Consider the following 12,788-nt stretch of genomic DNA (forward strand, 5'->3'; position numbering starts at 1 on the left):
CTATCAGCTAAATTAAGCACTAATTGTTGGTTTGTACAACAAATCTCTAGTTGCTACCATGCCTGTAACTAAACGATCCATATCTTCTTTGGTATGCAGCGCGTTGGTTGTAATTCTCATGCGCGGTTTGGCAATAAACCATATTGGCGATACCCAAATCCCGTAATTTTGCATTATTTGTCTGGCAAAGATTTTCGGATTGATCTCAGTAGGTAAAAGAACTGGAATGACGTTGGTTTCACCGATCGCTAAAAAGCCAGCTTCTAACAAGCGCGTTCTTAAGTAGCGAGTATTTTCCTGTAATTTTTGCACGAGTTCGGGATGCTGGCGGACTTGACGGATACTTTCTAACGCCGCCGCAGTCAGTGGAGGTGATAGTGAGATCGTACCGATTGATGTGGGCGATACGTTTAATAACGGTTTTAATTCTGCGACATGACTGCTAATCGCTGCTCCAGCTGAGGCGGCAAACTTGGAAAAAGTTGTCATAATCAGGGGTACAACGCCCCTTTCTATAGCATAACTGGGCAGAATATCAAAATGCTCGTATATCCCCCTTCCTGTAGCTCCTATGGCTCCGCTAGCGTGTGCTTCGTCCATAAGTAGGACGCTACCTTCGTAGCCACGCATGACATCGATCATATCTGGCAGTGGGGCGATGTCTCCATCCATAGAAAATACGGCATCAGAGACGACCATAATGCGATCGTCAGCGCGGGCGTGGCGCTGCAATTTGCGCGATAAGTCTTGGGGATCGCAGTGGCGGTAAGCTTTGATGCGGACGCGGGGGCTATGTCCAAATACTTTACCGGAGCGAGTTCCAGCGTTAACAATTGCCGAGAGAATGCAGCCGTGATTGAGAACGTCGGTCAAGATTAACGTTTCTCTGGTATTCTGAAAACCTGGCACTGGAATTGCTAAGTGACAAAAAGCATCCATCAATGCTTGCATTGCCATCCAGGCATTTAGAAATAGCTGGGTGTGTGGCAAATGCTTAAAAGCAGAAATTTCTGCTTCTAGCTGTTGGTGCAAGCCGATTCTACCGCTCAAAACCGAGCAGGAACTATTAGAAGTTCCGTACTGGAGAATTGCGTCAATCGCTGCTTGCTTGACGGCTTCCTCGTGGACAAGTCCTAGTACATCGTTGGTGCAGAAACTCAAAACGGTGCGGCGATCGCCTGTTGCTGCATCTTCGATTTCTACTAAGTTTCCTTGCTTTCGATGACAAATATACTCATCGGGATCGAGTCCGCTTTCATACCAGCGTTGAACGTACTCTTTGATAATTTGCACTAATTTACTCCCCTCACCTTTTACCAGCTATGCTAATTGCCTCTGGCTCAACAGTATATTCTCGCAGTTATATATTTGCTATGTTAAGTTTTATAAATAGCCTACTTAGAGAAAATATAATACTGGCTATTTAGAAATTAATCCACCATACTGAGAGTCAAAACCAGGAAAATGCTGTAACTACATTTTTGGACGCGATTTTTGCAAAAATTGTTCGTACTGTCGCACAATTAACCTCTGAATAGCGATAATCGCTGGGTTAATTTCGACATAACGCCTTTGCGGGTTGGCTAAGTAAGTTTTTTGTTCGCTTTCGAGCATTTCAATATCTTGAGCCAAGAATTTCATTAACATAAAGCGCTGCAGTATCTTTTGCAATATAGGGGTAAGCGGTTTTGATATCAGTTGTGGTAAGCGGACTTTGAAAAAAAAGAAGGCAAAAGAACGGCTTTGGGTTGGATCTAAAGGCAGTCTAAATAAGTATAAAGTTGAAATTCCTTGCAGTATAGTGTAGTAGTGCGGGTAGCGGTAATAAACTGAGACAGGTAATGTCGTTACAGCGTCAGCGCGATCGCTCAAGCCCAAAAATTTGGCAATCCAATTTTTGTAGGATACTTGATATTCGGCAAGTACAGATGTTTCTGTTTCGCGCAAGCTTAGTAGCACCGGATCGAACCATTCCTGCAAGTTTTGATGGAGAAAGCCATGAAATACATCCATAGTATTTTCATTGCAGATTGAAAAATGGGCTTGAAACTGGGCTGTTACCGGAACCATTAACCAATTAGGTTGGTCAAATTCGGGAATATCACGTGGTGAGTTAGTAGTCGCTAAAGCCGGATCGCCAGGAAAAATCCAAATTAGATTATATTTCTCTTGTACCCGGTAGCTGCGGGCGCGAGCGCGGGGCAATTTTTGCTCTGGAGGTAAGTAGGGAATATTAACACAATTGCCTTGTCCGTCAAATTCCCAGCCATGATACGCACAAGCTAGGTTACAGCCTTGAACTTTGCCTTTATGGAGGGCAATACCTTTATGGGGACAAGCATCTTCTAAAGCGCGAACATCACCGTTGGGATCGCGGTAGATAGCGATCGCTTGTTGCCAAACCATTACGGGCATAATATCACCAGGCTTGAGGTGATTTGCCCAACCAATGGGATACCAGTAGTTAGGATTGATACCAACTTTGCGGACAGAGTTTTGTACTGTCTGACTGGTGAGGGTGGTTGCTAAATCCATTATTCGTACTAATGTTGGCAATTACTGTGACAAAATTTAGCCTTCTCGGCTATTGAAGTCAATAACCTAGGAGACTTTTGACGAAATTCCCTTTCCCCAATTTTTATCGAGTAAATTTATATGCCTAGCGCGTTTGCACCAAAATTTATTAAAAAATCGTTAAGATTAAGCGATCGCAAATTATTAATCCTGCTAGCTGCGGGTTCTTTGACGACGATGGCGGGGGGAGTTGTAGCGCCGATTTTACCCGATATAGTTCAAGAACTGGACTTAGACCCAGGATTAGCAGCTAATTTAGTTAGTACGCATTGCTTGACGCTAGCTTTGTTTAGCCCGCCGCTAGGTATTCTTGCAGACCGGATTGGTCGGGTTAAGGTATTAATTGCCTCTTTGTTGTTCTACGCGCTATTTGGGATAGCAGGGGCTTTTATGCATAGTTTTACGCCTCTATTAGTGACACGGGCGTTAATTGGCGCAGCTAGTGGCGGAATTGCAGCGGCTAGTTTGGGGTTGTTGGGAAATATGTATGATGGCGAAGTGCGATCGCAGGCTCTAGGCTATGCTACCAGTACCCTAACTATTGCTGGTATTTTATTTCCGCTGCTTGGTGGTGCTGTTGGTACTGGTCATTGGCGATATGCTTTTTGTCTTTATGGGTTGGCGATACCGTTAGCTATAGGCGCACGTTCAATTTTGCCCCTAGAACAAAAAACGCATAGAACTACTGTACCTAGTTATAAACTTACTCAAGTTTTAGGGCAGCCATTTACTATTTGGCTGCTAGTTACTCTGAGTTTAGTTTCTATTTCTATGTACTCTGTAGTAGTTTACGCGCCACTTTATCTCAAAGCTACCATCGGCGCGGGGGCAATTTTAAATGGCGTGGTTTTAGCATCGCGAGCGATTGGTGCGGCTGTCATCTCAGCTTTGGGTAGCAAATGGCTAGCGCAAAAATTAGGTTTAGCGAAAGCAATAATGTTAGGCTGCGCTCTGATGTCTGTAACATTAACTACTATTCCTCTCCTCGAACAATTAGGCTGGATTATCCTCACAGCAGTATTTTTTGGCGTGGGATTTGGGATTGTTCTTCCTAACGTTTATAGCGCTTTAGCAAATATAGCTGTTCCCAGCCTCAAATCGAGCATACTAGCTGCTGGAACAGGTGCAGGATTTTTAGGACAGTTTCTTTCGCCGATTATCCTTAGACCTTTGCTAAACTACGGTGGAATAGAATTAGTATTTTATGGTGCGGCTAGCGTCTCTGTTATTGCTGGATTATTGATGTTGGCCTTGAGTAGAAACGATAAAGACTTCGTTAATCCAAATCCTCCACCAGCTTGATTTCTTGCTCTACTACTAATCCCGAAAGAAAGTTACGATCCTCGTTGATGTGGGGAAATTTTAACTGCGAATCTGGAATCCCTTTTTGCAGTTGGCGCTGACGCACGATCGCAAAACTACCAAGAGCAAGTATTCTCAGTCTAGGCGGTGGGACTTGATCGCGCCGTTTGACTGCGTAGGATGTATGAATTGCTTGTAATTGGCGATCGCATCTAGCTAAAAATTCTTGCGGATTGCCTAATTTTTGACTAGGTGCAAGTTCGATATTAATCAAATAACGAGCAGGAATTACATCATCTGACAAAGTAAAGCAAAAGTCTTCCAAAGGCAAGTTAAATTCTTGCTGCAATGTTTGCATTACCTGGGTGACATGAAATTCTGTAGTTTTTTCTGTGGTAGAAGAGAGCAAACCACCGCGACGGTAGCGAAATACAATTAAGGGCGCTTGTTCGTAGAAGCCGACAACTTCTACTACATCTCCAATATCGTAGCGATAAAAACCGCTGTAATTTGTCATTAAAATCCGATAAAGTTCGCCTACTTTAACTTCAGTAGCTAGCAGAGTTTGCGGCTGTTCTGCTTCCCACTGGTCTTGAGGGATAAACTCAAAAAAGCCGCTAGTAATAGCCAAAATACTACCATCATTATTTAGGGCGTGGTTGATGCCGAAAGTTCCTTCTGCTGAGGAGTAGACAGCGCCAAATCCTGGAGTATCGCCAAAATAGCTAGGAAAGCGTTGAAAATAAAAATCTGACGTTCCTCCTCGCGCTGTGGCTACGAAAGATAAGTTCTTCCAAGCAAGTTTTGGTGTCAGTTTTCCAGCATTTTTGAATATTTCGCGCAGTTGAGCGGCTCTATCTGGCTGTTTAGACCATTTTTGCTCTAGTTTGGTGCGAATTTCTGGTTCTAGTTTTAACCAACTAGCTATAGTTCCTGCTTGTAAGTCTTGAATTAAATCTTCAGCATACTTTTCTAAATAATTGCAAGTACGTAACACAAGCATGGGAAAATTTGCCCCAATTCCGCACAAATTAGGATCGCTAAGAGCGAATAATAAGCATATATAATGCCGCGCTAAACTCTCGGCTGGTTGTAAAGTCTCGTAAGGATGAGCAAAAAGCTGTTCGTAGACAAACTTACCCATCCGCAATACGCCAACGCTAGCAGGACCGTAGTCTATACTGCCGCTAGTACGTCCTAACAGTTGAACGGAGTTTGTCGCTAGTAGTTTGCCAAATTGCCGTCCTTGGGAACGCAAAGCCTCATCTAAAAAGCCAATACTAGCTAAATTAGCTTGGCGCAATGAATTTTGAAATCGCTTGGTAACTGGAATTAGTTTTTTTGTCCCAGTCGAGCCGCTAGTAAGATTGAGATACAAGACGCGATCGCTTGTCAATACATTTTGCTGCCCTTCGGCGATACGTTCGGTATAAGATTCGTAGCTGCTGTAAGGTAGAACTGGGATGCGATCGCAAAATTGGTCAATTGTTTTGATTTCCCTCAGCTTATATTCACGTCCTAGTTCTGTATCTCGATAAGCTAGCAATAATTGCTGTAAGTATTGCTCTTGTACCTGGGAAGTGCGTCGAGTTTGTTGGATAAAGTTGTCTTTGACGCGACTAGCTACAGCCGTCAAAAGAGGAAGGAAAAAGTTTGCCATCAATCCTTGCAAAAATTAGCAAAAGTGTACACTAAAGAATCAAGCAAGTGGTGTAAGGGAGAACTAATGCTCGTACAAAACACATCGATTGCAATTGCTTGTTTTGCTAGCGCGTTTATTTTTGCTAGTTTAGTTGAATACTGGTTGCATCGTTTGATGCACGTCTCAAAAAAAGTTGGCGAACGTCATTTGGATCATCACCGCCGCAATGAAGGACAAGGCGTTTTGTGGGAGTTTCGAGATTACGTCCGAGGTGGCATTTTAGCAATGTTTGTAATGTTCCTCTTTTCTTGGGTAGCTGGAGTTAGTTGGTTTTTAGGCGGTTTGGCATACGCAGCTTTTTCTGCGTACGCTCATCAATTACAACACGAAAACCCAACTAAGTGCTTTTGGATGAAAATGCCAGTTCACTATGTCCATCACAAATACGGAATGTGGCATCATAATTTTGGTCTAGCCGTAGATTGGTGGGATAAGCTTTTTGGTACTTACAAACCTGTGGAATGGCTAGACGAGGAAGAACTTAGCCAGCCAGAACAGGGTTTGTTGCAATTACGCTGGTGGTAAAAGAACAGAAAAGGGGAAGGTATGGAGATAAGAAGCAGAGATTTGAATTTTTGGCACTTCAGTAACTCAAAACTACTAGAAACTCCCCAACTCAAAACTCAAAATTATTCTCAGTTGGTCGCTTTTTTTGAGTGTTAGTGATATCCTTCCTGAAACGTTGCAATTATTTTCCGAATCTAGTGTGAGTGTAGGAGAATCGTTTTGAGCCACTTTCAAGAGGCAAAAGTCTATTTTGCTGCCTGCCATCAGCATCCTATCAACCAATTTTTGCACCACGTTACCAACATACTTGCGATCGCTGCTGCTGTTTTTCTCTTTTATGACTGGCGGTTAACGCCTGTTTGCTTGGTACTAACTCAAGTTCTGGCTATTGGCGGACACTTAGTTTTTGAGAAAAATCAACCTGCTTTTGTTAAGTATCCTGTTTGGATTACTATCCCTACATCAATGATGTGGTCTTTTGAACGCTGGTTTGGTTTGCGCCGAGTACAGTGACCAGTTACCAGTTACCAGTTACCAGGTTTGGGACAATTAAACAGTAAAATACTACCTCGCTTGGTAACTAATATCTGCTTAACTATCAACTTAATTGAGTATTTATTGTATTGACTTTAAGGATGGTTTATGTATCAAGGTTTGAAAGTCATTGATGCCGATGCTCACAAATTAGAAAATCCGCTGGTACTGCGGGAATATCTAGACCCAGAGTACCGCGATCGCATTGGGCTAGTAATTGATAGTTTGGGCGATCAACGAGCAAGAATTGTAGACTATAATCCAGCAACTGGTCAAAATGACTTAATGCGGATGTTTCCGCAACCCCAAGGTATGGGCAAAGGTGGCTTTAGGACATTGCATCCAGAGACAACTATGGGCGCTATGTTTAACCGCATACGTTTGGAACACATGGATATTGAAGGTGTTGATGTCCATGTAATTTACGGCACGTTGAACTTAATTTTTTCTAGCATCTTGGATAAGGATTTTGCGATCGCCCTTTGTCGTGCATACAACAGCTACATAGCGGACGATTGTCGGGGATACGATAATAGGCTCAAACCTATTGGCGTATTGCCATTGCAGGATGTAGATGCAGCAGTTGCAGAAATGCACCGCTGTATCAATGAGTTAGGCATGATTAGTGTAGCTGTTGCGCCGAATATGCCCATTCCTCACCCCAAAGCGCCGAATGCATTCCCAGAGATTCGCAGTTGCAAGACAATTAGCCACCCAGACTTTAGACCAATACTGCAAGCGGCTGTAGATTTAGATATTGCGTTGGGGATTCATGGCGGACCTGGTTCTTATATGGTGGGCGGAATTTCTGACTATACAGAGACTTTTGTCTTAACTCATATTTTCGTGCAAAGAAACCAGCAACAGCTAGCGCTGGCGCGGATGGTATTTGATGGTGCATTCGAGCAATTTCCCACGCTGCGAGTAGGCTTTTTGGAAGGCGGTTGCGGTTGGTTGCCCGATCTTGCTCATGCTTTTCACGAACATTGGGAAAAGCGGATTCGCGATTTCGATCCCAAAACTCCTTATCGCCCTTCGCTGATGGAATTTACTAAGTTAATGATTCAGGAAAGAGGCACGAGCAATAATTTCAATTTGATTAGTCAAGCAAAAAATCTATTCGATCTGTTGTGGAATCAGCAACACGATCCAACTAAGATTGACGATGCGAGTCTTTACGAGCATTACGATTTGCGCCATCGAGATCCAATGGAATATTTTGAACGGGGACAAATTTTTACTTCCTTTGAATCAGACGATCCAGGACCAGCTTATTTGCCTGTAGCGATGGGTGAAATAGGCAAGCATTTAGCTTGTTTCTCTGGCGATTACGGGCATTGGGACGGAGTGCTGCACAATTGTGTTAAAGATGCGGCAGAAGTCGCTGATTATGACAGAGAACACCTGGAATTGTTGTTGGGTGGCAACGCTTTGGCATTATATGGCGATCGCCTGCGTAATTCGTTGCCTAATTATTTGACGGCGCAAACACCAACCGCGACTAAATAGGCTGGGGTGTGTAGAGAGGTTGCAGTGCAGAATCTCTACACGCCTTCTAGGGCAACAATTCTAAAATTGGATTGGCAACAACAAACCCACACCCACAGCTAAATCGTTATCTGCCCTTACCCTTAGGGTTTCAAACGGGGAAGAACCTACTCTATTAGTGAGATAGGCTTCTATTTGGGGACTATCAGAAATACCGAATAAAGAGGATGGTTGCCAACGCAAACCTATAGTCCAAGGAATAGCATTTTCTAAGTTATTGTCAATAAAGGCATTACCGTCACTGGTGAAATTAATCCCAGCTTCAGCGATCGCATTTATATCTCTACTCAATGGCACTGAGCCACCTAAATTCAGTCCAGCAATTTGCAAGCCATTACGTTGAATAAATCCTAAAGTTGGCGTTAACCAAACTGCACTACCGCCCTCAAATTGGTAATGCATGGGAGCAGAAAGGGTAATGATAAATAATTCGCCTGCGCCTTCATTGCTAAAAGCAAAGCCACCTTTTTCTAAACCTCTTTGCTCAAATTCATTGCGATTGTCATTGATAAGGTTTATCAGTACGTTATTAGAGCGAGCTAAGGTAGCTACACCGCTAAGAGTAAAAGGGTCGCCGTCTGCTTGGTGCAAAAATCTAACTTTACCGCTAAAGCCAAATTGCGACTCGTCGATGATGCCAGGAACGTAGTCCAGAAAAATACCTAGTTCCAAATCATCTAATAGTCCATAACGAACAGCGCCTAGTAGTCCTTGACTGCCACCTTGCAAATTTAATAATAGTTGTTGGTTAGCAACCGTACCGCCGTCTAAAAAGCCAAATCCTGCCACAGTGCTAGGCGGTGGTTGCACAGTTGTGCGGAAGCTTTGAGCGTAGCGACGATTGGCGCTACTAACTCCAGGCAAAAAGGTCACGCCCAAACCTAAAGAAGTGTAGGCGCGATCGCCAAGTACAGACATCGCTCCTGTATTGCCTAAACTATTGGAAACAAATAAGTCTGTAGCCAAGCGCGGATTAACTAGGTAGCGCAAGCCAGCATTAAAGGCAACTGTCCGCGCTGGAGAGCCTGTAGCACGGTTGATTGAGTTATTGCCAGTTACAGGGATAAAAGCATCGCCCCATAATAACAGACGAGGCAGAACTTGATAGCTGATACCGCCCGCTAAACCAAAAGTCGTCCCAAAAGATTCAGAATCGCTTCTAGGCGGTCTAGTGTAGTAGAGAGCGTGGCTATTAGGGAAAAAAGCAATTTTGGGCGATAAAGTTAGTTGCAAGCGATCGCTAGGTGAAATTGTAAACGGCAACTCGAAAGAAGTAACTAAGCCGCTATTGCGCCCGCTAGAGGCGATCGCTCCATTTGCCTCTGTAAAACGGTAAGGTCTGCCTTGAACGCCCGCTGAAACTGCAACTACACCGCTTAAAGCTTGAGTCCCCGATTCGTTTTGCCAAATTCGGTGTTTGCCTTGTAAGGTAATTTCTTGAAAGAAGTTTGGGCTGGTGTCGTCGCTATTAATTCTTTTGACATCAAACCGACCTTGACGACCAGGACCAGAGTTATCAACGGTTTGAGCATCAAGTGTTAGCTCTAAATTGTCTGTTACTCCCCAAGTGACACCTAGCGTCGGTTGACCTGTTAAACCTGTGTCTGCGGCACTTCCTTCAGGGAAAGATTGACGATAACGTAGATTAACTAATACTTCTCCTTGGCGCAGTTGTTCTGCTGTGGTTAAGACAGGAGCGCGAGTTTGCAAAGGCGATCGCTGTGCTTGTTCGGGTGGTGGCGTTTGGGCTATTGCCTGAGAGCTTGCTGTGCTTTGGATTGGTGCAGAACGGGCGATCGCTGAGGCGAGAAAAATTACTTGTTGGCGCGGCGAGGTAGCTGGCAATTCAACGGTGTAATATTGTTTATCTTGCTGCCACATCAGCGATGAAACTGGTTTGCCTGCTTGTGGCGTTAACAAATAGCCGCGCAAATTTTTAGCAAGGGTAACTGGTGCAGCTGCAGCTTGGTGTTTTGCTAGTTCGTTGCCTGCTGCTGGTGAATTTTGGGCTACTACGCTACCGACAAAACAAGCTGCTGTTTGCTGCTGGCATTTAAATAAATCGAGCCTCAAACCAGTTTTAGAGGTTTGAGGCACAACTTGAATATTTGGGCTGCTGCGATCGCCCAAACGGGCATTTAGCCAATTTTGAGGTGGCAAACGCATTGTCAAACCAGGAGGTAGGCTGCGGCTAATTTGTTGTGTAGTATCAGTAGTTGCAGCAGATGCTTTAACTGGACTGTTAAGCATTACTGCAATTAACGGCAGTAGCAGTAATGCTTGCTGATAATTTCGGTATTTCACTGTTTGTTAATACACTTGCTTTACAGTTCAATTAGAGTTAGCGTGGGGAGTCTTGCCTTTGTAGTAGTAGTAATTGTAGGCACTACTACTGTGTTTTTTTACGCCATTTACTACTGTCCCTAGAACATTGGCGCGAGAAAGCCTCAATCCATCTAATGCTTGTTTGACTACTGAGCGATCGGTTTTAGCTAGGCGGACAACGACCACAATTCCGTCTGTATGTTTGGCAATGATACTGCTGTCAGCAAGACCTAATATCGGCGGCGTATCGTAAACTACCAAATCGAACTCCTGTCGTATTTCTGCCATGATATTCAGCATCTTTTTAGAAGATAGCAGTTTGATTGGGTCGGGCGGGATTTGACCGGAAGTAATCGCAAACAAGTTATCTGATATGGGCGATCGCTGAATTACTTCGTATATAGGCAAGTTGGTTGAAATGATGTTGCTCAAACCTTGCTCGTTGGGCAAATTTAAGCGTAAGTGTACTTGAGGTAGGCGCATATCCGCATCGACAATTAGCACTCGCTGACCCATTGATGCTGCAGCTTGTGCCAATTGTATGGCTACAGTAGATTTACCATCGCCCTTTTCTGCCGAACTCACTACTAAAGAGCGAATTGGCGTATCTGAACCTAGAAAATTGATATTTGTATGCAGAGAACGGAATGCTTCTATAAATGGGAAATAAGACTCGTTTTGCTGGCTGTTAATATTGGGCAGTACCAATTTATAGCCGTCTACTTTCTTTTCTACCTTGGCTTGTGCTAAAGGTGTCAGTTGTTTGAGTCCTTTGTTGAAGGGAATAGCACCTAAAAGCGGCAACTTTGTTAGCTCTTTGAGGTCTTCAGGTGAATGGAATACATTGTCTAACCGTTCTGTTAATAAAGCTGCACCTATACCAGCCATGATGCCTGCAATCGCTCCTAAAATCAAATTGCGTGCGATCTTGGGTGAAACTGGATCTTCGTCGTCGACTTTGGGCGCGGCGATAATTTGCCAAGGAATTTCATTTTGCGCGTTTTCAATCTGCAATGATTCGCGTTTTTCTAAAAATCGGTTCAAGCTTTCAGTTGCTACTTTTAATTCTCTTTGCAAGTCTGTGTACTGACGTGCCAAGGTTGGTAGTTGTTCGATTTGCCTATCTATTTTGTTTTCTGCTTGGACAATTTGAGCCAAACGCACCTCTAATTTAGAAATGGTAGTTGACAGTTCTACTAATTTATTTCCTAATATCCTTTGCGCTTCTATCCGCAGTACTGGTAGTAAATTTTCTCGTTTCTGACGTAGCGCAATCATAGTCGGGCTGTCGTCTTGAAATCGAGTTGAGTCTGCGCCAATTTGGCTTTCGATATCGCGCAACTGTCCTACTAATTTTTGATAAACAGGAGCTTCTTTTAAAGCTTGAGGTGTATCTGTTCGCTCTTGCGAACTTGTTGCCGTGTAAAATTCTGGACTATCAGCTAGTGCTGCGCCAGATTGAGTTTGAAAATTTGCGTACAGGGCGCGAGTTTCTGCTAATTCTTTGGCTGTATCTAAGCGTTGCAGTTCAATTTCATCTACTTGCTTTGCTAGTTGCTCTGCTTTAACTTCTGGGTCGATAAAATTGTATTGTTGTCTAAATACTTGTAATTCTCTTTGCAAGCTATTGACACGACTTCTCATTTCTGGCAACTGAGCATCAACAAATTGGATGCCTTGACGCAAAGTAGTTTGTCGCTCTGCCAAGCTATACTTTAAATACTCTTTAGCTAGCTGCTCTAAGACAAATTGAATTTGCTCTGGTTGCGTAGCTCGATAGCTGACTTCTAAAATTTTTGTAGCTTCAAAACGCTCAATTGCTAAATCTTCCAACATTGATTTGTAGTCAATATCTGGATAGCGCTGGGCTAATCTAGCAATAATTGGCTCCATTAATTCAGGGCTGATCAACACTTGAACTTGGGTATCGTAGTCTAAGCCCTGTTGCTGCAAGTTGATGTTACTGATCCCAGGAATTTGCGTTAGTTCGTCTAGTTTGTTTTCTGTAGTTACCGGTTCAACTAGAAGTTTGAAAGTACCTTCGTATTTAGGTTCCCGCGATAATGTCCAACAACCAATACCTACAGCGATGGCGATCGCTACACTGCCTATTGTGATTGCTCGCCGACGCATTACTGTCAAAAGCGATCGCAAGTCTAAATCGTTGTCAGAGCGATCGCTATTGTTGGCTAAGGAGTTTGAATAGATAGGTAATGATGGCTGGAGGTGCTTGCCATTTTTCTCAAAGGCTAAATGCTGAGTTTTTTGTTGCTCTTCCATAATTTAGCTGCCAATC

At 43.5% G+C, this 12,788-nt stretch carries 9 protein-coding genes; 4 read left to right on the forward strand and 5 right to left on the reverse strand.

All coding sequences use genetic code 11. From position 1 onward, the window contains the following. Nucleotides 1-12: 12 nt before the first annotated feature. Nucleotides 13-1,293 carry an aminotransferase class I/II-fold pyridoxal phosphate-dependent enzyme gene (locus tag UH38_RS10635; protein ID WP_045054635.1) on the reverse strand — a complete coding sequence of 427 codons (1,281 nt, stop codon included), beginning with the start codon at nucleotides 1,291-1,293 and terminating at the stop codon, nucleotides 13-15. A 180-nt stretch (nucleotides 1,294-1,473) separates the two neighbouring features. Next, a complete protein-coding gene (locus UH38_RS10640; protein ID WP_045054636.1) occupies nucleotides 1,474-2,535 on the reverse strand; it encodes an aromatic ring-hydroxylating dioxygenase subunit alpha in 1,062 nt (353 codons plus the stop codon). 120 nt (nucleotides 2,536-2,655) lie between these two features. On the opposite strand from UH38_RS10640, the gene UH38_RS10645 reads away from it, so the two are divergent. Further along, nucleotides 2,656-3,876 carry an MFS transporter gene (locus UH38_RS10645; protein WP_045054637.1) on the forward strand — a complete coding sequence of 407 codons (1,221 nt, stop codon included), beginning with the start codon at nucleotides 2,656-2,658 and terminating at the stop codon, nucleotides 3,874-3,876. Here the strand turns inward: UH38_RS10645 and UH38_RS10650 are convergent. Continuing rightward, a complete protein-coding gene (locus tag UH38_RS10650) occupies nucleotides 3,851-5,536 on the reverse strand; it encodes a GH3 auxin-responsive promoter family protein (RefSeq protein ID WP_045054638.1) in 1,686 nt (561 codons plus the stop codon). The two genes, UH38_RS10645 and UH38_RS10650, sit on opposite strands and share 26 nt — an antisense overlap. Nucleotides 5,537-5,602: 66 nt before the next feature. Between UH38_RS10650 and UH38_RS10655 the strand changes: the two genes are divergently transcribed. The 3 genes from UH38_RS10655 to UH38_RS10665 all read left to right on the forward strand — a co-directional run bounded on the left by UH38_RS10655 (nucleotide 5,603) and on the right by UH38_RS10665 (nucleotide 8,128). Continuing rightward, nucleotides 5,603-6,103, forward strand: coding sequence for a sterol desaturase family protein (locus UH38_RS10655; RefSeq protein WP_045054691.1), 501 nt, complete (start codon nucleotides 5,603-5,605; stop codon nucleotides 6,101-6,103). Between the two features lie 201 nt (nucleotides 6,104-6,304). Beyond that, entirely contained in the window at nucleotides 6,305-6,598 is a 294-nt protein-coding gene (locus UH38_RS10660; RefSeq protein WP_045054639.1) for an Mpo1-like protein, read from the forward strand. A 129-nt stretch (nucleotides 6,599-6,727) separates the two neighbouring features. Beyond that, on the forward strand, nucleotides 6,728-8,128 hold the full coding sequence (locus UH38_RS10665; RefSeq protein WP_045054640.1) for an amidohydrolase family protein: 1,401 nt from the start codon (nucleotides 6,728-6,730) through the stop codon (nucleotides 8,126-8,128). A gap of 60 nt (nucleotides 8,129-8,188) precedes the next feature. Here UH38_RS10665 and UH38_RS10670 read toward each other — a convergent pair whose 3' ends face one another. Both UH38_RS10670 and UH38_RS10675 read right to left on the reverse strand, forming a co-directional pair. Beyond that, on the reverse strand, nucleotides 8,189-10,471 hold the full coding sequence (locus UH38_RS10670; protein WP_052672338.1) for a transporter family protein: 2,283 nt from the start codon (nucleotides 10,469-10,471) through the stop codon (nucleotides 8,189-8,191). Between the two features lie 27 nt (nucleotides 10,472-10,498). Next, a complete protein-coding gene (locus UH38_RS10675; protein ID WP_052672339.1) occupies nucleotides 10,499-12,772 on the reverse strand; it encodes a GumC family protein in 2,274 nt (757 codons plus the stop codon). Nucleotides 12,773-12,788: the final 16 nt, after the last annotated feature.

The organism is Aliterella atlantica CENA595, assembly GCF_000952155.1.
GTDB lineage: Bacteria > Cyanobacteriota > Cyanobacteriia > Cyanobacteriales > Chroococcidiopsidaceae > Aliterella > Aliterella atlantica.